Annotated in this window: 8 protein-coding genes, 1 tRNA gene and 1 pseudogene; 7 read left to right on the top strand and 3 right to left on the bottom strand. The window is 25.9% G+C overall.

Features of this window, described 5'->3' with window-relative positions:
- Positions 1-1,385: 1,385 nt before the first annotated feature.
- A complete protein-coding gene (gene priA, locus ERUM_RS02920; protein ID WP_011155216.1) occupies positions 1,386-3,365 on the top strand; it encodes a replication restart helicase PriA in 1,980 nt (659 codons plus the stop codon).
- Positions 3,366-3,885: 520 nt separating this feature from the next.
- Here the strand turns inward: priA and rpmB are convergent.
- From rpmB to ERUM_RS02905, 3 genes are all read right to left on the bottom strand, one after another.
- Positions 3,886-4,188 carry a 50S ribosomal protein L28 gene (gene rpmB / locus ERUM_RS02915; protein ID WP_011155215.1) on the bottom strand — a complete coding sequence of 101 codons (303 nt, stop codon included), beginning with the start codon at positions 4,186-4,188 and terminating at the stop codon, positions 3,886-3,888.
- Between the two features lie 2,723 nt (positions 4,189-6,911).
- Positions 6,912-8,174, bottom strand: a complete 1,263-nt coding sequence (gene lysA, locus ERUM_RS02910) for a diaminopimelate decarboxylase (protein WP_011155214.1) — start codon at positions 8,172-8,174, stop codon at positions 6,912-6,914.
- Between the two features lie 1,856 nt (positions 8,175-10,030).
- Positions 10,031-11,005: an RluA family pseudouridine synthase gene (locus ERUM_RS02905; protein ID WP_011155213.1), complete on the bottom strand. Its 975-nt coding sequence runs from the start codon at positions 11,003-11,005 to the stop codon at positions 10,031-10,033.
- 159 nt (positions 11,006-11,164) lie between these two features.
- On the opposite strand from ERUM_RS02905, the gene ERUM_RS02900 reads away from it, so the two are divergent.
- From ERUM_RS02900 to ERUM_RS02880, 6 genes and pseudogenes are all read left to right on the top strand, one after another.
- On the top strand, positions 11,165-13,135 hold the full coding sequence (locus ERUM_RS02900; protein WP_044148659.1) for an acetyl-CoA carboxylase biotin carboxylase subunit: 1,971 nt from the start codon (positions 11,165-11,167) through the stop codon (positions 13,133-13,135).
- 212 nt (positions 13,136-13,347) lie between these two features.
- Positions 13,348-17,526 (top strand): hypothetical protein, encoded by a 4,179-nt coding sequence (locus tag ERUM_RS02895; RefSeq protein ID WP_011155211.1) that lies wholly within the window; start codon positions 13,348-13,350, stop codon positions 17,524-17,526.
- Between the two features lie 62 nt (positions 17,527-17,588).
- Positions 17,589-18,983, top strand: a complete 1,395-nt coding sequence (locus tag ERUM_RS02890) for a hypothetical protein (protein WP_011155210.1) — start codon at positions 17,589-17,591, stop codon at positions 18,981-18,983.
- 728 nt (positions 18,984-19,711) lie between these two features.
- Positions 19,712-19,855: pseudogene (locus ERUM_RS05085) on the top strand (lipoyl synthase); the annotation flags it as partial.
- Between the two features lie 242 nt (positions 19,856-20,097).
- Positions 20,098-20,976, top strand: coding sequence for a lipoyl synthase (gene lipA, locus ERUM_RS02885; RefSeq protein ID WP_011155209.1), 879 nt, complete (start codon positions 20,098-20,100; stop codon positions 20,974-20,976).
- A 957-nt stretch (positions 20,977-21,933) separates the two neighbouring features.
- A tRNA-Arg gene (locus tag ERUM_RS02880) sits at positions 21,934-22,006 on the top strand.
- Positions 22,007-23,666 lie beyond the last annotated feature (1,660 nt).

Below are 23,666 nucleotides of genomic sequence, written 5' to 3'. Positions count from 1 at the left end.
TAGTATGCTATTAAGGATAGTTATGTGTTTTTGGATTATAAGAAATTCTTATTACAAGTATTATTATATAGTGTTTTAATAAATTGATTATATAATATTTTGTGTGGTATTTAGTATATATCTATAGTTAATTTTTGATAACTATTGTATATAAGAATTTCTATTTGTTAATATTAGAGTAAGTGTTCTTTTCTACTATTGATAGAATAACAATAGTTTATGATACCCTATATTGTGATTAAGTTATTTTTTTTATTTTGTATAATAACTTGTAGGTTTTATCTATTCTATAAATAGTTTTGGATTATTATAGTGAGAATTTCACAGGTTATACTGTATAACATATTCATCGATAGTGGAATAAGTTTTCTTCCTTACTATTGATATAATAACAATAAGTTTAGAGTCTATTCTATGTATAATTTAAATTATTTCTCCTAATTTATAGTAATAACTTATGTGATGAGTTTGTGTAAATTTTTAATTATCAAGATGGTCAGATGTATATCTATAGTGAATAGTAAAAGGGAAATAAGAGTATTTTATTGTAAATATCTTGTGAATTATTTTTGTGAAAAAGGTTAGTATAGTTGTAATGTTAGTGTATTTATATGATAACTAGTCTTAATTACATTAATGTGTTTGTATCTTAAAGGATAATATAGAGTGTAATTTTTATTAGACAAAAACATTAACGATAATTTTAAGTAAGAACCTGTTATTATCAAACAATGAAATATAATGCTTGAATGTGTAAAGATAATGAAAAAAATATGAGTGATAATTTACTCATGATGTTTTTGTCGGTTATTTTTTGAGTATTTTATCTAAGGAACTGAATATAATAAAATTAATTTTATTATATTCAGTTAAATAATATCATTGAAATACACTCTTATTGATACTGAAAATATACTGCTAGTGGTTTACTATTAATAGTGGTTTTTTAGTACTTTATCTAATAGAAAAGAATATAGTAAAGATAATTTTATGTTTTATTAGGTTTAAAACATATTATTAAGATGAATCATATTTGTTATTGAGTTATAAACATGTTGTGTTACTCATATGTTAATGAAAAATCATGGATAGAGTGATTCTCATAATTATTATGTTGTTATTTTGACTATTTTGTTAATTCTGGAGAGCATGTATTAAAAATATATCTATGTTTTTTAATTTCAATATATTCGATAGAATAAGCTATGGCATATTATTACATAGTATCCTAATATAATTTATATTGTTAAGCAGATTTATTTTAGTTTTTAGGTAATTCAGAAGTTATATCACCTTAAATACATTAGTATAGTTAATAGTGTGAATATTTTTATTTTTCTGCTATAATCTGCTGTAAATCAGTATTTTCTGTGAATGTGTCAGGCATGATTGCTGAAGTTTTGCTACCAGTGCCGGTTAATAAAACGTTTTTTTATAATATTCCTTATAATGAGAACTTTATTGTAGGAGATTATGTTATTGTACCTTTCGGGTCTAGATTGATTGTAGGTATTGTGTTAGCTATCAGTGATTCTATACCTTCAACTTGTGAAGTAAATATTTCACAGTTAAAAATGGTAAATTGCAAAGGTTCTTTGCCTGGAATTTGTAGTGCACTTATTCATTTTATAAAGTGGGTTAGTGATTATAATGTTGTTCCTGCTGGTTTAATTTTAAAAATGGTTTTTAGTAATGTAGTAAATGTTAAATTTTTTAATAAACTTCAATTTTCTGTTGATGAAAATAAAAAGTATAGTAGTGATATAAAAATTAATTTATCTGATGTACAAAAGCAAGCGTATAATAATATTATTGGTAAGATATCAAGTTATTCAGTAATTCTTTTAGATGGAGAGACTGGTTCTGGGAAGACAGAAGTTTATTGTGAAGTTATACGTGAATTAGTTACTAGAGATAATACAGCACAGGTATTAGTTTTGCTTCCAGAAATAGTATTAACATTACAATTGATTAAACGCATAAAATATTATTTCGAAAACTATTTTCCAGTGGAATGGCATTCAAATTTAACAGTAAAAAGTCGTAGAGAGTATTGGTTATCAATAGCATATGGTCAGTCTTCAATTGTAATAGGAGCAAGATCTGCGTTATTTCTACCTTTTAAGAATCTTAAAATGATTATTGTTGATGAAGAACATGATGCATCATTTAAACAAGATTATGGTGTAATATATAATGCTCGTGATATGTCGATAGTTCTAGCAAAGCAGTTTAATATACCAGTTATTTTGTCTTCGGCTACTCCATCTTTAGAAACTATTAGTAATATACAAAAATCTCAGTATTATCATGTGAGGTTAACTCAAAGGTTTGGAGATGCTAAGTTGCCTACGGTAAAGATTATTGATTTGTGTAAAAGCAAAATGGTGAATAGGTGGTTATCTTATGATCTTTACAGTAGTATGCTAAAGGTATTGCAAAGGCAAGATCAAGTTATGCTGTTTTTAAATCGTCGTGGGTATGCAACATTAAGATTATGTAAAACTTGTGGATTTAAAGTTCAATGTAAAAATTGTGCTACATGGCTTATAGAACATAAAAGAAGGAATGTATTATTGTGCCATTATTGTGGATATTCATGTACAATAGTAGATGAATGTTACAATTGTTTAGATAAATCATCAGTTATATCTTATGGGATAGGAGTAGAAAAAGTAGCGGAAGATATAATGACACTCATACCAGATGCTAAAATTGCAATAATAAGCAGTGATATTAGTAGTAAGGAAATTGGTGTGACTATTGATCTTATTATGCAAAACAAGGTAAACATTATTATTGGAACTCAAGTAATAGCAAAAGGTCATAATTTTCCCAAATTGACATTAGTTGGTGTAATAGATGCTGATTTAGGTTTGAATAATAGTGATTTACGTGCGACGGAGAGAACATATCAGTTATTACATCAGGTAGCAGGACGTTCTGGTAGATTTGTGGATAGAAGTGAGGTAATTTTACAGACTTATGATGCAAATAATGCTTTGATTAAATCTTTGTCATCTTATAATCGTGAGTTGTTTTATGATTTAGAACTAAAATCTAGGTTATTAACTCAAATGCCACCTTATACTAGATTAATAGGTATTATAGTTACTGGAAAAAATGAAGCTAAAGTAATCAATGTGTCTAAACAAATAGTGAAAAGTCTTCCAACAACACTTACCGTACTTGGTCCTGCTCCTGCTCCGATTAGTTTGTTGAATAGACAATACAGGTATAGAATTTTAATTAAAGTACAAAATAATGTTGTAATACAAAAGTTACTTACTAGATATAAAGAATATTATGCAAGCACAGGTAAGGTAAAAATTATTATTGATGTTGATCCAATTAATTTTATGTGAGTTTTATATTATTGTATTGTAGGAGGGTTATTTTTGCTAAGGATTAAATCACATAATTTAATTATATATAAAGCTAGTTAATATTCATGGTGTTCATAATTTTTATTAGAATATTACCACGTAAAGTTAATCTGATAGTAATATAATTTATGTTTTATAAAATGGTAACTAGAGTAGGCCATAAATATTTGAGATTAGATCAAGTGTAGAAATATGAATACTACTGTATCAACAGATTATATAGTACTACATTTAAATAGTATTATAGAGTGTATTGTGTATATTTGAGATTTGTTAGTACTGAACAATAACTACAGTGAACATTATCAGGTATGAGGTTAAAATTTAAGAATTATATTACTTTGAGGGATGTTTTTCATTATAGTGGTATTTGAATTTAACGTTGAAAAAACTATATAAAGTATTACTTACTACTAGTATATAAATAACCCTAAACCTACCCAAAAATAAAATCTTTACCCTAATAAAATGGATGCTATTGAACTAGTATAGCACATTGTTATAAAGAAACTTTTGCATTTTCTGCAGTGGCTTTTTTTATCATTTTCTTAATCTTCTGAGCTTTATCACTTAACTTCCTAGATGAAGTTTCGAGTAAGTACAAATCAAGGCCACCCTTATAATCTATTGTTCTTAGAGTTCTACTGGATATTTTAAATCTAAACTTTCTGTTTAATACATCACTGAATAATGTAACATTATGTAGATTTACCAAATATGTCCTTTTAGTTTTACGATTAGAATGAGATACCTTGTTACCAAAAGATTTAGTTTGACCTGTAATATCACAAACCCTACTCATTCTACAAACCTATACATTGCTAATAACAGTCATGTATTATATAGATGATAATAATACTAGTCAAATATAAATCATAGTCTTTTAAAATTGTCAGATTCAAGAAAACGGTTGATAATTTGGCTTTTATATAGAGATATAATATTTATATAAAACATCACATGTTAATTAAATGGTAAATTTTTCTTTTTGATCATTATTTATTAAATAGTGTCAATAAGGTGAAAGTATTTCTAATGTAAGTTTATTTTTGAAAACTAAAATATATTTTACAATAGTAGTTACAATGTAACTATAGTTCAAATGCTAGTGATAGTTACTCTAAATATTAGTAGTGATGTTCATGTTGTTGTTTTGTAAAGTAATTAGCAATAATACTATTTATATACAAACTGATGTTACTATTTTAGGATAGCACAATATAACAATTAATAAATGCTGTGTTACTATAAGATTAAAGTTATGATAATCTAATCAATAGGAATGCCTACAAAAACATGATTTTTCATCAAAATGTATATTAATTGGTATATCTTAGTATCACTTTTTAAATTAATATCTGAGGTTATATTTTAAATATAATCAATATATTATGTGGAGTCTTATTATTAATCATATGATAATTTTGATTTATAAATTGGGTGAATGTAAGTTTTAGTATGAATTAGTAATTGAACCATTATTAAGGGATTGTTAATCTATTTCTCAATTAATATCTTAGATTGTATTTCAATATAATAAGTGTATTAGGTTGAGTCTTATAATATATGATAAATTCGATGAATATAAGTTTTAGTATAAATTGGCAATTAGAAATATTATAAAGAATTGTTTATCTACTTTTCAATTAATATCTTAGATTGTATTTCAATATAATAAGTGTATTAGGTTGAGTCTTATAAATAATATGATAAATTCAGTGAATGTAAGTTTTAGTATCAATTGGCAATTAGAACTATTATAAAGGGTTGTTAATCTACTTCTCAATTAATATCTTAGATTGTATTTCAATATAATAAGTGTATTAGGTTGAGTCTTATAATAATATGATAAATTCGATGAATGTAAGTTTTAGTATCAATTGGCAATTAGAAATATTATAAAGAATTGTTGATCTACTTTTCAATTAATATCTTAGATTGTATTTCAATATAATAAGTGTATTAGGTTGAGTCTTATAAATAATATGATAAATTCAGTGAATGTAAGTTTTAGTATCAATTGGCAATTAGAACTATTATAAAGGGTTGTTAATCTATTTCTCAATTAATATCTTAGATTGTATTTCAATATAATAAGTGTATTAGGTTGAGTCTTATAATATATGATAAATTCGATGAATATAAGTTTTAGTATAAATTGGCAATTAGAAATATTATAAAGAATTGTTTATCTACTTTTCAATTAATATCTTAGATTGTATTTCAATATAATAAGTGTATTAGGTTGAGTCTTATAAATAATATGATAAATTCAGTGAATGTAAGTTTTAGTATCAATTGGCAATTAGAACTATTATAAAGGGTTGTTAATCTACTTCTCAATTAATATCTTAGATTGTATTTCAATATAATAAGTGTATTAGGTTGAGTCTTATAATAATATGATAAATTCGATGAATGTAAGTTTTAGTATCAATTGGCAATTAGAAATATTATAAAGAATTGTTGATCTACTTTTCAATTAATATCTTAGATTGTATTTCAATATAATAAGTGTATTAGGTTGAGTCTTATAAATAATATGATAAATTCAGTGAATGTAAGTTTTAGTATCAATTGGCAATTAGAACTATTATAAAGGGTTGTTAATCTACTTCTCAATTAATATCTTAGATTGTATTTCAATATAATAAGTGTATTAGGTTGAGTCTTATAATAATATGATAAATTCGGTGAATATAAGTTTTAGTATAAATTGACAATTAGAACTATTATAAAGGGTTGTTGATCTACTTTTATTCTGACCTGTTGATAATATTATAGCTAATTAATATGTTGGTAATTTTCTATTTTATTTCTAGAACCAATTTATCTATACATTCTGTAATTGCTGAGTTTTGAGCATGTTTTTATTGATTTTATATGACATAAAATGATTGTAGAGTTTTATAGATTAGTAGTTTGGAATGTATTTATTGTTTTTTTTATTTTAAATTACTTAGTATATAGAATTGAGTTCTAATACTATTTTTTTTTGTATTATGAAATGATATGCTTGGTTTATTACGCATAATATTTAACCTATGTTGCTTTTTTTGCCTAAAAGTTTGATAGCTTATACAGTTTAAAATTGCTGTGTTTTTATTATATCTTTAATAAACTACTATTTCTACTCTTTGTAGACGGTAGCTCTTGTAATGAATATTAGGAAAATATATTGGTTATTTTATGGTTAATTAAATATATGAAGTTCTCTAATTATTTGTTTCTTTCTAGTATTTGCTATTTTGATAGCTGATGGATTGTGGTGTTGTTATAATCATGATTTATTGTGTATAGCTTAAGCTATTTTATTTATGAAAATTTAATCATTTATACGGTTTAAAATTTCTGTATTTTAATATTCGATCATTAATTTAGTCTGTTATTTGATATTTGTGGAAACTTTATTAAGGTAATATACAATATGTAACACTGCATTGTATATCTCTTTATTTGTAGGTCGTTTATTTATATAATGTTGTACAATAATTCTTGTCTAATTTATATAGACTTGATCTGTATTTATTTGAATTTTAAGGTTACCTCGTCTTTTAACATATCATTGTAAGTTTGACGATGACGTATTATATGATAGTTGTCTTGATTCACTATAACTTCTGGCACCAGTGGTCTAGAATTGTAGTTACTTGACATTGAAGATCCATAAGCTCCTACTGTACATATTGCTACTATTTCGTTATTATCTACATTGTTAATCCAGTAACTATATGCAAAAGTATCATCGGATTCACATATAGGTCCCACTATATCGAAAGATAAATGAGATTTTGAAGAAACTACTGCAGGTATTATTGTGTGTTCAGCATTATATAATGCTGGACGTATTAAATCATTCATTCCTGTATCTAGTACCAGGTGGTTTTTTTCATAATTACTTTTGTGGTATAATACTTTTGCTAGTAGTATACCAGTATTACCTACTATAGCTCTTCCTGGTTCACATATTATATTATAACTTTCCTTTTCAAAATTATTTTTTAATAAATTTGTATATTCTTGAATTGTGGGAAAAATATCAGAATTTTTGTATGGTATTCCAAGTCCTCCTCCCATATCAACTCTTAATATATGGATATTATGTTGTTCAAAGATTTTTACAATTCTTTTTACTTTATCAATAGTATTTTGGAATATACCTAGATTAGCAATTTGCGATCCTATATGTACAGAAATACCTATGATTTTTATATTAGTTAATGAGCTATTAAATACTTGATCAAGTGATTCCTCTGGTATTCCAAATTTATTTACTTTTAATCCTGTTGTAATTTTATCATTTGTATTTGCATTGATATTTGGATTGATTCTTATAGAGACTGGTGCAATGATATTTTTATGATATGAAATTTTATTTATAAGCTGTAACTCTTCAATAGATTCTACATTAAGTTGCAGAATTCTGTTATCTAATGCAAAACTGATTTCTTGTTCAGTTTTTCCTACTCCTGAAAAGACTATTTTGTTTGGTGAAATTCCGGCTGTAATAGCACGACGTATTTCTCCTTCAGATACAGCATCTGCTCCAGATCCTAGTGAACTTAATAGACTTAAAATGGATAAATTAGAATTTGATTTTACTGCATAACATATTATTGAATTATTCGGTAAATTTTCTTTGAATTGTATGTAATTGTTTTTGATTGCATTAAGAGAGTAACAATAAACAGGTGTACCTATGCTATTTGTAATCTCTAATACGCTTACGTTTTCTATGTTCAGTACATTGGACTTATAATGAAAAAAAGGATTAGCTAGGAAAAGCATATGGTACTCCAAGTTGAGTTTTTAATTCATAAAAATATCTTAGTATAAGTCTATAACATATTATGATCAAATAATTAGAGAGTTTTCTTAAAGGATGTTTAGTAAATATTACAAGGTAGAGTTTTGTTAATACGGTTTACTTTTCTATATTAAGTATATTAAGGTTATAATAAAGCAGATAAAGCATATTGTATTTCGAATTAGGTATTTTAATTCATATAAATAGTTTAGTCTAAGTCTATTATATATAATTATTAAATGGTGGTTAGGGTTTGCTTAATAAATTTTTTCTTGGTGGTTTGTGATAAGTTGATGTAGATTCACTTTTTGTAATACTAATAGTTTTGTATATTATTAGTATATGTCATGTTTTACTTATATAATTAATAAATATGGAACGCTGTGCATTATAAGGTTGTATTACAGTGTTAATGTTAAATAATGATATTAATTATTATCTATAAATAGGAGAAATTTGTAATATCTAATACGCTTACATTTTCTATATATAGTTAATAAATATGGAACACTATGCATTATAAGGTTGTATTACAGTGTTAATGTTAAATAATAATATTAATTATTATCTATAAATAGGAGAAATTTGTAATATCTAATACGCTTAGGTTTTCTATATAGTTAATAAATATGGAACGCTGTGCATTATAAGGTTGTATTACAGTGTTAATGTTAAATAATGATATTAATATTATCTATAAATAGGAGAAACTTGTAATATCTAATACGCTTACATTTTCTATATATAGTTAATAAATATGGAACACTATGCATTATAAGGTTGTATTACAGTGTTAATGTTAAATAATGATATTAATATTATCTATAAATAGGAGAAATTTGTAATATCTAATACGCTTACGTTTTCTATATTCAGTACATTGGACTTATATTTAAATGCTTAAGTTTTACTTGTAAATTGTGAATCATCATTATTAAATGTATCTGGGAGTAATAGTGTTTATAATGTAAAACTTATACTGGTAGTTAAATTATGTATTTTGTCGATTATTTTAAATCATTGATGACTATTTGTATAAACATAGTAATTTAAAATAAAAATTGTGTTTAATATACTTCATTTAATGTTCTGCAATGATCTTGAGAAATTATTTAATGTTTGTATTATTAGTATGATATAATATGTTTAATATTAAGATTGTATTGTTTATGTCAATTTTAATAAGTACGAAAATATAAAGTTACGTTATTGCTATTTTACGTATCTACTTTATAACATGCATACTCGATATTCGAAATGATTTTATACATTCATTATATTATTATAGTGTTATAACATATAGAGTTTGTCTTATTAATTAAGGTGAGTTATTTATATGTGCTTAAGATTGTTTATGAGTATTAAAACGTAAAGTTCCATTAAAAATCATTTACTTATCTACTTTTTAACTTTGTGTGTTCAATATTCTATAATAATTTATTATGCAGTTGCTTATTATTACAGTATTATGACATATATAGTGTGTCTAATTATTAAAGTGAGTTTTTTATATGTGTTTAATGTTGTGTATAGATGTTATAATATAAAAAAATCATATTTTATCTATTTACTACTTTGTAAAGCTACATATTACTAATAAGCTCTGTGCCTAATGTGATTTGTTGTATAAGGTTATTAATATTATAGCATAATATAGTATCCCTAATGTTAGAGTCATGTTGTTTAAATAGTTGTGTTAGATATAATAGTCTGAAATTAAACTACAAATTATTTACTGCTAATAAAGATATACATATTTAATTTGTTGTGGTAATTAATGTGGAGTTGTGTAAGATGCTACTACAATATTGTAATGTAGAGCTATCTTATGGTTATACTATTTTTTTGCAAGTTGTGCTAATTCATTTAGTAGTATTTGTATATCGTTAGGGATGTCAGAATTAAATTCTATATATGTATTTGTTGTTGGGTGAATAAATCCTAACTTATGTGCATGTAATGCTTGTCTTTTTAATGTATTAATAATGGTGCTTTGTTGAGCATATTTTGCTATTTTACTATCATTTTTTCCATATTTTTGGTCTCCTATTATTGAGTTTCCTATATAACTCATGTGTACGCGTATTTGGTGGGTTCTACCAGTGTATATTCTGCATTTTACTAAAGTTGCTATGCTAGCAAAGGTTTGTATAGTGTTATATTCAGTTATAGCAAGTTTCCCTTTGTTTCGTGAGTGTGTAACAGTCATCATTTGTTTATTATTAGACTTTGTATCAATATGATTTTTGATAATGTTGCATTTAGGATTTGGTATTCCCCATACTACTGCTAGGTATTCTTTTTTTATTTGTTTTTTTGATAATAGATCGGATAAAAAATAATACGAGTGTTCATTTCTTGCAATAACCATTAGTCCACTAGTATCTTTATCTAATCTATGTACAATGCCTGGCCTTGAAGCTTTTCCTATGTAACTTAAAGTACTTCCGTAATGTGCTATTAGTCCGTTCACTAGTGTGTCATCTTTTGTACCTGCACCTGGATGTACTGTGATTCCAGGTTCTTTGTTGATTATTATGATATCTTGGTCTTCATATAGAATTGTTATTGGTATATTGATGTTTGGTGTAATAGAACAGTTGTGTTCTTGTGTAGGCATATTTATATAATATATGTCGTTTACTTTTGTAATATGATTGTTATCTTTTACTATCTTATTAAATAAATAAATTTTATTATTTTGTATTAATTGTTGTACTTTGTTACGTGATATGTTGAGTTTTAGTGCTATAAATTTGTCTAATCTTTTATTTTCTTCACCATTTTGGATAAAAATTTTTTTTTCAAACATTTTTATAGTTTATAATTCATGTTAACTAATATACTGTAATTGTTAATTGTCGTCAAAATAGTCAGATATTGCTTGCAGTATAGCTATAGCTAGGTAAAATTTAGTCTATTTTTGATATTGTTTAGTAAAGGTGACCTATAATTTAGAGTGTTGATAATCATGATAAAGAAGATATTAATAGCAAATAGAGGTGAAATTGCGTGTAGAATAATGAAAACTGCTCATAAAATGGGGATATATTGTGTAGCTATATATTCAGATGCAGATGTGTATTCTTTACATGCTTTATCTGCTGATGAAGCAGTGAATATTGGTCCTGCTCCTGTAGGTCAAAGTTATTTAAGTATAGAGAAAATTTGTGAAATAGCTAGAGATCTAGGTGTACAAGCAGTACATCCTGGATATGGTTTTTTATCTGAGAATGCTAATTTTCCTGAAAAGCTTAATGATTATGGAATTGAATTTATTGGTCCTAGTGCTGATTCTATTAGGATGATGGCTGATAAGATTACTTCAAAAAAAATAGCTGAATCTGCACAAGTTAACATTATTCCTGGTTATATGGGAATTGTAGATTCTTCTGAACAAGCAGAAAAAATAGCAGAATCTATAGGATTTCCAGTTATGATTAAGGCTACTGCTGGTGGTGGCGGTAAAGGCATGAGAATTGTAAAATCAAGAGATGAAATAAATCAAGCATTTACTTCTGCAACAAATGAAGCATCAAAAAATTTTAGAGATGGTAGAATTTTTATTGAAAAATATATTGAATTACCAAGACATATTGAAATACAAATTCTAGCTGATAAACATGGAAATATTGTATGTTTAGGGGAAAGAGAGTGTTCAATACAAAGACATAATCAAAAGGTTATAGAAGAAACACCCAGTCCTTTTCTTGATGAGCGTACAAGACGAAAGATGTACAAACAATGTATTAGTTTAGCTAGGAAAGTTGGCTACTATTCTGCTGGTACTATAGAGTTTGTTGTTGACCAAAATAAGCAATTTTATTTTCTAGAGATGAATACTAGATTACAAGTTGAGCACCCTGTTACAGAGCTTGTGACTGGCATTGATATAGTAGAAGAAATGATACGAATTGCTAATGGTGAAAAGTTAAGATTTACTCAAAAGGATATAGAATTCAATGGTTCAGCGATAGAAGCTAGAATTTATGCAGAAGATCCTATGAAGAATTTTTTGCCATCTAGTGGTAGAGTAGTTTATTATTCTGCTCCTGTACCTAATGATAATTTAAGAATTGATAGTGGAATATTCGAAGGATCAGAAGTGAGTATGTTTTATGATCCTATGGTTGCTAAAGTGTGTACACATGGTCAAGATAGGAATGAAGCAATAGGTTTTATGCAAAAGTATTTAAATAGTTTTTATATTAATGGTATTGCTAATAACATAGATTTTTTATTATCTGTATTTAATAATTCTGTATTTATTTCTGGAAATATTAATACGAAATTTGTTGAACAATTTTATCCTAATGGTTTTCAAGGTGAACACTTAACAGAATACAGCATAGAGCTTTTTATTTTGACTGCAATATTTATATTTTTTCAAGATGAATATGGGGGGTGTGCGTATGTTTTATCTTGTGATAAGGAATTAGTTGTTTATGTAAATGATCAGGAATATTTTGTATCAGTAAAATATGAAGATGGTAAAATAATTGTTCTGTATAATGATATCAGGTATGTGATATCAGGTATGTGGAATATGAATTTTAAAATATTAGCGCTAGGAGTAAATGGTGAAGTTATTCCAATAAAGGTTGATAGTAGAAAAATTGGTGAATATCAATTGAGGTATTCTGCAATACGTGCAACATGTGCAGTATATAGGCCTTATGTATCTAAATTACTTAGTATAATGCCTAAAACCGATTTACAAGAACTCATTCCTAATAATGTATGCTCTCCTATTTCTGGTATGATAGTGAAGATCTATGTTAAGGAAGGGGAAGAGATCTATCCTGGACAATCATTATTGGTAATAGAAGCTATGAAAATGGAAAATGTAATATGTTCAGATGTTAAATCAATAGTAAAATCTGTGTTGTTAGCAGAGGGAAGTAATGTTTCTACGGGAGATATTATTATTGAGTTAACTTAACCTATAGCGTTTGTATATATATTAATTACTTGTTATTGTATGTAGCAGCTAGAATATAAATTGTAAAAAAAGATTTTCATTATAGTATCAGTTGTAGTACATTACTAATCTCTCTATAGTTTTTAGATAAGATTAAGGTTGTTTATTCATCACTGTCACACTTAATACTGTAATAACCTAAATATAGTTATCTATAATTAGGTAATAATATTATGTTGTTAGATAGTTCATATGGTAGTAAATCATTGGTTGATTTCTTATCTTCTGTACTTCAGACAGATAATCTAAAAGTAAAACTGGGGTTTTTAAATCTTGAGATTTTCTACAGAGATAATACAGAAAGGAAAAGATTTTTAGATTTATTGCCTAGTGATATTATTAAAGAAGATCGAGCTAATCATAAGTTGATAATAAAAAAAGTAGATTTAGTTTTTTTTAGAAAAAAAATTCAGAATCCTTTCCGTTATGCTACGTGTGGTGGTGAATATAACATCAGATTGATGATGTATTTATTAGTTGAGGTGACTGATCTATGGAAATTGCATTGTGAGAATATTTATTATAACATAACAGGTCCTTATAAGCATGATGTACGTGAAAATTTTTATAAGTTAGTTAATTATTTCTTTCGGAACAATGAGTTTTCTGGAAGAATGGAATCAACATGTATCACTGATGTAATCCCTTTATGTTTCCCAAATCCAGAATTGTTAAGAAAAAAGATATGTATTTATGAAAATGGTATGTATGGATTTTTCTTGTGTGATACGAAAAAATTTGAGGATAGTGTATTATTTCAGGTAATTACGAAAAAATTAAGTTTATTACAATCACAAATTGATAATCTATGTGATGATAATGAATTGTTAAAATTGTTAAATCAAAAGAAAAGTTTAAAGTTGTTTATTGATTATGTATTACGAATAGAGAAAAGTAGTATATTAGTTTTAAAGGTTCCATTTCATGTATTACATGCAACATTATCAATTCTCTCAAATGATGAGATAATACTAAAAGAAATTGAAAATCTGTTAAAAGAACGTCAACAATATGATATTACAAACGGTATTGTTTGTAAGTTTTTTCAAGATAAGAAAATAAAAATAGATTTTCTAGATATAAATGATGCACGAAATGTGTATAAATCATTCTATAGTATAGAAAATAGTTCACCAGAAGTTATTTTAAGATCAGAAAAAGCTATATCTGACTTACATGCTGTAAAGTCCAATATTACAATAAATATTGATTTTTTTTCTGAGATTAGTCAGAACCGAGGTGTTTTACGTGCGCAACAGTATTTCAGAGGAATAACTGCACTGATAAATGCAGAAATTAATTTTTTAGAAAACTTTAAAGATGTTTTAACCATGAAAGACTTGAACTTCTTGTTAGAGGTGACTTTTCAAGAAGTACATCATGATATCAATGAATTACTGGTAATGTATGATTTTTTTATGCATAGGAAAATTGTTTATAGGAATCCAATATTAAAAGTTACAAGAAAGGAAGTTTCAGAATTAAAAAAATATGTAAGTGGTAGAGTGTTGTTATTAGATGAAATTGTTCGATATATGAATAATAATCTAAAGGTTATAGATTCAAATAAATACTTTATGAACTATTGGGTGATTTACTATATTGTTAGTAGCCATCATACGTTGAGTCTTGAATTTATTAAAAATGGACAACTGTTACCGTCTATAAATGTTGTGCAGTTGTTAAAGTCTATTGATTATGTTGATGGTAGATGGGTAACGTGTAAGAAAGAAAAGAATGAGTGGTTTTTGCATCAATTAAGATTGCATTCTTTAATGGATTATTTAGATATCAATATTGATTCATCAGATATTCCTGAGGAATTATGGGATGATAAGTTAAGTAATAGAGATTTTTTTACTATTTTACAATCTATGATACGTGCTGTGAGAGTAGATAAGCAATATGTCTGTGATATTAAAATCAGTAGTTTTTTAAGGGTGTTGCAAATTTTATATAGAGTATTAAAATGCCTACCATTTTCTTCTTTCTTTATTTATTATGTTAATCCTGGTCGTTATCGTACTGTATCAGGTTATATAGGTAAAAATCTAAAAGAGGAATTGTATATAAAGAACAAACAAATTCCTGTTACATCATTTTCAAATAGTGTTATAGAATCACTAAAATTAAATTTGTCACAACAAAGATTTGTTGAAAGTGATCATGAAGCCAAGTTTTTGAGTAGGAAATTTTGTAAAGCTCATAATATTTCAGGTAAATTGGAAAAAGTAAAAACAGTTTTATATTCTAATAAGTTTGTTGCATATTTGCTTTTTATACTAACGTTTTTGATAATGCTAATAGTTACAGTTTGTGTAGTATTGTTAGGACATTTCAATATTATATCTGGTATTTTTCTTGCTAGATTTATTGATGTAATACGAAGAGTATGTGATAGTTTATTTGTAGTATCTGGGCTAGATACTTTTGTAGATAAAGTCAGGACTTTAATGTTAGATGTTATTGGCATTGTAGTTAGAGTTCTTGATTTTATTTTGTTGTGTGGGTTATTATCTGAGGTTATTAAATTAGTTATAAAAGGCATACGATTTGTATGCATATCTGTATATAATGTTCTTCAAGAAGTGTGTAGATCACTTGTTACATATGGGTTAAAAGGTTCAATGATTATCTTATTGAATAAACTATTATCTCTAAAAAGTGTTATAATTAAAGATTATGATCACTCAAATGAGAAGGAAGAACTAGACGTGTATGGTATGAGGAGGTACCATACTGAATACAATATTGCAGAAATGTTAGAAGACATTTGTAATAAAGTTAATATTGATTTACCAGTATTATTAAGGATTACTGAGATAACTAAGGAGTTATCATCTCAAATTAATCAAAATTTATATTATGGAAAACCGAGAATTGAGAATTTATTGAGAGATTTTGAGAATTATACTGCTAAGTTGCCTCAGGATATTATAAGTAATGTAAATTATCTGAAATTAAAATATGAGTTTTCTTATTTATTGAATAATTATATAAAAAACTTCAGCTATCATAATGATTGTAAGGGTGATTCGCCTAATATTCTAAATAGTTTTCGAAGAAGAGAAGAAATCTATAATAAAATTACTTCTGTTAATTTACAAACTAAGTATTTCTCTAAAGGTTCATACAGAACAATATGTACTGTAAGTGATGTTGAAAGTATTTTCGATAGGGTGCGTGATATTGGAAATGCTATAACAGTAGAAACATTGAATATAAAAATTGCATCTTTGAAGTGGGCAATACATATGTTAAGTGTTTGTGATGTTTATAATATCAAGCGTAATTCTGAATTGATATTTTTAAATACTAGGTTAGATAATATTGTAACAGTAGTATTATATGATTGCATTTTAAGATTAGAAAGTTATCGAAAACGCGTTCAACATGGTGAAGTGATTTCTACTAGTTTTGTAGATGTTGATATTGAGTGCAATTTTTCTTGTTATATAAGAGATGTTTATTATCTTTTACAATCTGTAGACACTAGTATAATCTATAATGGTCAAATGAGGAGCATGAAAGTATTTTTTGACACTTTTTTTGGCAATCACAACTTACTATTAAAAGAACCATCAGATCAAGCTAAAAATTTGGCACGGACAATTAGAGTTGAAACTGGAACAATATCATGTTTTTCAAGATTTAAAGAGTATATTTGTGAAAGTATGGAATGTATTAAAAATCCAAAAGGTACTGTTTTTTCTTTTTTTATATACTATTTGATTCGCTTAACAAATTCTAGTTCGTGTTTATTAAGTATTACTGAGCATGTCTCACAAATAATGGATCAGGTGTTAAATGTAATAGCAATAGAAGAGTTATATAAATATTTTACTCAAACTGATTTTGGAAAGATATTATTACTTGAGTTTTATAAACAGGGTATGTTATTTCAAGACTTAACTTGTATGTTGGCTGAATTGAATTTGGGGTTATTATGTAATGATGTGTGTGATGTACAAGATGAGTATTTGCCAATTTGTGATATTAATTATCTAATATATTCTTCTTCTTTTCATAGGATTAATGAACCTCAATGGCGATTGTTAGAGTGTATTAATGGGTGTGCTAGATTAATATATGAAATGGTAGGATTAAAAATGGTGAAACATATTACTCATTGTTTTCGAGAGAAAGTAATATATAATATGGAGTCTTTCATATTACATGAGAATATGGTATCTAATTCAATGTTAATGAGTGTTCAAGAATGTTTATCTGCTAATGAGTTAAAGTGTGATATGAAAGGGGAAGTATCTTGTGCAAATGGTAGGAGTGATCAATTATTACTTGACCTTGATGGGGTATATCATATGTTGGGATTGAGTTTAGATTTTGATTAATAAGTATTACATATTATGTAATTCATGATATGTTGTTATAGGAATATTGATGGTGTATCTCCATGGTAGATGATAATAATAAACTTGATACTGAATCTAATACTTTAAATAATTTAGAAAAATATCATAACAAACCAAATAGTGTAATTAGTGATATAGTTTTATTACAGCTTAGTGGTGATGTAAGTGATGATTTTAAAGCTCTTGGCAAAATAAAGCTAGAAGATTTAGATATTCAGGAAACTATGCTACAGCTGGAAGAACAGTTTGATAGGTTTATTATAGAACAAGCTGGGCTTAGCAGTGTAATACAGAAAGATGGATATAATGATGCTTATAACTATAGTTTATCAAATGTTGTAGATCATACTGAAGATCTTGAGATAATAGAAGAATCCTTATTACAAAAAATATTAGATTTTTTTGTTGGATTATCTGAAGATAGTGAAGAAGATATATATTTTGAGTATGAACTTAATCCTTTAGAGCGTAAAAAAAGGAAAAAAAGGTTTATATTATTATCTATTATAGAATTTTTAAAAAAACTATTACGTGCTAATCGTAGACTAAGTCTCAAAGAATTAATAGAACAACAAATTTTAGAGTTACAAGAAAGGTTAAGTAAAGAGCAGGATCCTGAACTTAGAAAATTGCTTCATGAAAGGTTAATTCTTTTAATGCAATTAAAGGCTATGTTAATTGAAAAGGGTATTACTTCTAGTTTACTTATTAGTTGTTTATTAACTTCAAGTATTATTAGTTCTGTTATTAGGGTACAAGGGGAAGCTTCTGTTGGAGGTAGAGAACATGATAGTTTGTTACGTGATTTGTCTAAACTGTTGTTATTACAACAAAAAGATTCAAGTATTGTAAATGAAACAATTGCTAATACTTCTCAAGTAAGTCCTGTTGTTAGTCTGTCGAGTATATTAAATGCACAAAGCTATATTTCAGATACTTATCGTGGTTGTGTAAAGGAAGTATCTCATAAATTACACGATCAATATTATATGATGATGCATAGAGATCATATGTCTGTTCAGCAGGTACCTAATGTTGGTATGTTTGCTGTTGTATATGCTATAATGCGTGCAGTAGATTATGCTATAGGAAAAGTTAAAGATGCTGTTTCTAAGGTTTTTCACTCTGATAGATCTGAAGTACCTGTTATGCACCGTAGGCATAGTATTCCTGCTTCTGTTAAGCCTGAAAGTACTTTAAATATGGGATCTGAAAGTGCTGCTAGCTATGATTATAAATGTAGTTTTGTAAGTGTGAGTCAAAGTGTTACTTATAGTACTCAAAGTATGATGGGTTATATGTCATCGTATAGTTATCACAGTGAGTATAGATTTTCTTCGATGGAAATTAAAAATAATAGTTATTTAGATAGTATAAAAGTTAAGGAAATGTCTCAAACCTGTAGTACTTCTCAATCATTAAAGTTAGGGAATTAAGTATGACAAAGTATTCTTAACTTGAAAAAATATTATGCTTCTTAATTATAAAATATGATATGTAAAGCTGAAGCAATCAACAGGTAGTGATAGTATGTTTAAACGATATAAATGTGAAGGAGCTTTATAGATTTGTTTTAATATGTTTTTTAGTTAGTCTTTTAAAGATTATAGATTATCAGTTATTAAGGTGGTTCCCTATATTTAGTATGATAAGTTGAATAATAATAGAATGTATATCAAAGAAAATGCATAAGATAGTAATACATGCTAGATATTAAATTTTATATTAGTTATAGTAATTAATGTAAGTGTATTAATTACTCTACTTTTTATTAAATGATTATTTCTGAAAAAATTTATCTTGTATAGTAAGGAACATATCTTAAATAAAATATCTCGCAGAATGTTTTTTTATCAGTCATTAACATCTATGCGTGATGTACTGTATGTTCTAATTCTTTAGGATAGTTTACTGAATTAATAAAATATTAGTCCTTGATTATGTGGGATAAAGGAGATGTATTGAATAAATAGGTATGATATTACTTAATTTCATAATGTATTAGCAGAAGATTTAAGATATCTTATATATATTGTTTATGGGTTATTAAAACATAGTTACATAATAGATTTAATAATTTAGGGAATTAGTATTGATAGATATATTAAGCAAAAGGTATCTTTGTACTTAATTTTTGAAATAAATTACATATTTTAAATTAAATGAAGATGGTAGTGCTGGGCATTTTGTAGAATGTATAGAAGAAATACGCAAAAGGGATAGTAATGTCACTATTGAAATATTAACTCCAGATTTTTTAAATAAACATGATGCAATTGATAAAATTGCTAAAGCATTTCCTGGTGTATAAGAAGATTTTAGGTTGTTATGTAGTATACTGACTCTCTTTTGAAATAATAAATTTACTTATTATAAAGTAAAAAATGTTAATTATTGTAATGAATTAAGAACAAGTTATCATGAGACAGAAAGTTCTACTTATAGTTATTTGTATTTATTATAGAGTTGGTAAGAAGTCATTTTCTTGACAGAATTGTAAGTATTAATTATCCTGAGTAGGTAGTAAAACTTGATTTCTAAATTTGCGATATGAAAAGTAAGCCTGATTGGTTAAAGGTAAAGATGCCTACAGGTAGTGCTTTTTATGAAATGCGCAATTTAATGAAGTTGCATAAACTGAATACAGTATGTGAAGAAGCTGCATGTCCTAATATTGGTGAGTGTTGGAATAAAAAACATGCTACAGTGATGATTTTAGGTTCTACATGTACTAGAGCATGTGCATTTTGTAATGTTGCTTCTGGGATTCCTGATAAGTTGGATCCTCATGAGCCTCAAAGTTTGGCTAAAGCTGTTAGTTCGTTGAAGTTACAGCATGTTGTAATTACATCTGTGGATCGAGATGACTTAGAAGATGGTGGTGCTGGGCATTTTGTAGAATGTATAGAAGAAATACGCAAAAGGGATAGTAATGTCACTATTGAAATATTAACTCCAGATTTTTTAAATAAACATGATGCAATTGATAAAATTGCTAAAGCATTTCCTGATGTGTATAATCATAATGTAGAAACAGTACCAAGGCTGTATGCTAAGATTAGACCAAAAGCACGTTATTTTCATTCTTTATATTTGCTAAAAACAATAAAGCAGAAAAACCCTAGAATATTTACTAAGTCAGGTATAATGGTAGGATTGGGAGAACTAAAAGAAGAGATATACCAAGTTATGGATGATTTAAGGTCGGCAGATGTTGATTTTATAGTAATTGGTCAATATTTACAGCCTACTTCTAAACATGCTGTAGTTGATAGGTATGTTACTCCAGAGGAATTTGATCATTATAAATATGTTGCGTATTCCAAAGGATTTTTAATGGTTGCTTCTGGTCCTTTAGTTAGATCTTCATATCATGCAGAAGAGGATTTTCAGAGACTTAAAAAAAATCGTGCTGCTATGTATACATAAGTATAAAGTGTGTAGTCAAAGGAAAGAAAAATATATATAGCTGTATACTATATTTTTAAAGTATCACTTATATAATCCATAACTTATAAGTTTTATTATTATGAATATGAGTTTAATAAGTATTTTTTTGTAGGTATACATTTGAGTTGATATTGGTTACATCTATTATTAGTCAAATAGTGTTAATGTTAAGAGAAATAATTGATACTGGCATTATAAATTGTTCTATAGAAATGGCTGAGAAGTATAATTAACCATGACAATGTAGTATAGAAATTAACAAATCAAATACTTATGATATTTTCTATTTTATGGTTGGTACTTTATCTATAGGGATATATAATTTTTGATAATCAATATATATTAAGTATTTTTGAAGAGAAAATGTTGTGATTAGTGAAATAACAAGTCTTATGTTGTATAATAGTTAAAATATGATTGTCTTGTTAATTTTATATTGAAATAAATAGCCTTATTTTAGTATCTAATTTTCTGAATTACAAGTACGTGTATTAGTAGTTTCTGGTGGAGAGTTGGTATTTTATATATCTAGTTTTAAATTTATTATGAACAGTTTATAGATTAAAAATTTACAATTGTGCTATTATAGCAGTATTAAAATATTTAGTAATGTAAATATATGTTCAATATTTTGCAATAAAAGGTCAGTACTTTATGTATAGTAAGAATAGTTTTTATTGTGTATAAATAGCTATAGGAATTTAGCACATATGATTGTGCTATTATGATTTTCTCATTAATTGAAATACCTTACGTGATGGAAAATCTGATAAGTAAATTCTCTAATAAAAAATGAAATAGTGTATATAGAGGAAAGAATTTTAATTATAAATATTGTTGAAATATTGAGTTATATTAAGTACGCAATTTTGAAAATGTTATTTTTTTATATGCTTATAGTCTTATTTAGTATATTTATAAATTATTTGATTTTTTGCACTTATAGCTTAGTGGACAGAGCATTACCCTCCGGAGGTAAAGGTCGCAGGTTCAAATCCTGCTAAGTGCACGTATTTTTACTAATAAATTTACTTGATTGTAATTTTTATATTTTATTAAAGTCAAAATTTAAGTTATACATATAACTTTCTTATTATATAAGTTTTTTTATCTTTAATAATAAGTGTAGGTGCGGTTTAGATAGTGTGCATATTATTGTCAATAAATATGTTTGGTGATAATTTTCATATCTTATTAAAAAATATTTAAGTTATAAGTATAACTACTTTGTTATATGTATTTTTAATATTTATATACTGAAATTGTGGATTTAAATTCTATATAGTGCACGTATTTTTACTAATAAATTTATTTGGTAGTAATTTTTATATTTTATTAAACTCAAGATTTAAGTTATACACGTAACTTCCTTATTATATGAGTTTTTTTATCTTTAATAATAAGTGTAGGTTCAGTTTAGATAGTGTGTATATTATTGTCAATAAATATGTTTGGTGATAATTTTCATATCTTATTAAAAAATATTTAAGTTATAAGTATAACTACTTTATTATATGTGTTTTTAATATTTATATACTGAAATTGTGAATTTAAATTCTATATAGTGCACGTATTTTTACTAATAAATTTACTTGGTAGTAATTTTTATATTTTATTAAACTCAAGATTTAAGTTATATACATAACTTCCTTATTATATAAGTTTTTTTATCTTTAAATCTTTAATAACAGGTGTAGGTTCAGTTTAGATAGTGTGTATATTATTGTAAATAAATATGTCTAGTGATAATTTTCATATCTTATTAAAGTAAATATTAGAGTTTCATGTATAACTCTCTGATTATATGTATTTTTATTTAAAAAATGAGTATACTATTCTTTGATTATGGAAAGATAGATAGTATTCTATTAAACAATTTTTTGTTTGTGTAAGTTGATATTTTAAATAGATGTTTTTTAGCCTGTTTGCTTGTTGGCTACCAGTTATAATGCATAGTAAGTATAAAGTTGATGAGAACTAGCATAGTCTTGCGTTACTGCTGAAAATCATGACCTGAATGTTTATGTAAAGTACTATCTAGTGTCTCAATATCATAATTAATATTTATCATAGTATATTTAAGATATATTTAATAACTTTTTATACTTAAAGAAGTGCTGCTTTAACAAGATAGTTTTAATTAATTCAATAGATATTTTTATAAAACTGATAAGTTTAATAATGTTATAAATTGATGTAAGTGGCATGAAATACTTTTATAATTCATAATAATGTTATATTAAAATAGCATATTATTCTGTTGTATATTTTTCAATACAAATCGGAAATCTAGTTTCACTGGTAGTATTGTAAACAATAATAATAAATTAATGAAAAATGCTTAGGTTATATTTCAGTTATTTTAATGTATTTATAGTACTGAGAGTGATAATTAATAAATTATCTGTAACTTGGTGACTATTTTATGTTTTGTATATAGTTTGTGAATGAGTAGTTGTAATACCGATAAATTACTTAATTAAAAAATATACAGTATGTATAGAATAATATTATATGTTTTAACATAAGCTTATATTCTATGATTAGAATATAGATATATGTGTTTGTATTTTTATGTATCTGATTACTGTAGATAATATATTGTAAGGGTATAAAAATTTACAAATAATGGTGTTAATAGATTATTAAATATTCCTTTTATTATTAGG

The organism is Ehrlichia ruminantium str. Welgevonden (assembly GCF_000026005.1).
Classification (GTDB): domain Bacteria; phylum Pseudomonadota; class Alphaproteobacteria; order Rickettsiales; family Anaplasmataceae; genus Ehrlichia; species Ehrlichia ruminantium.
Note: the sequence above shows the minus strand (reverse complement) of the source record. Positions and strands in the feature narration are given on the sequence as shown.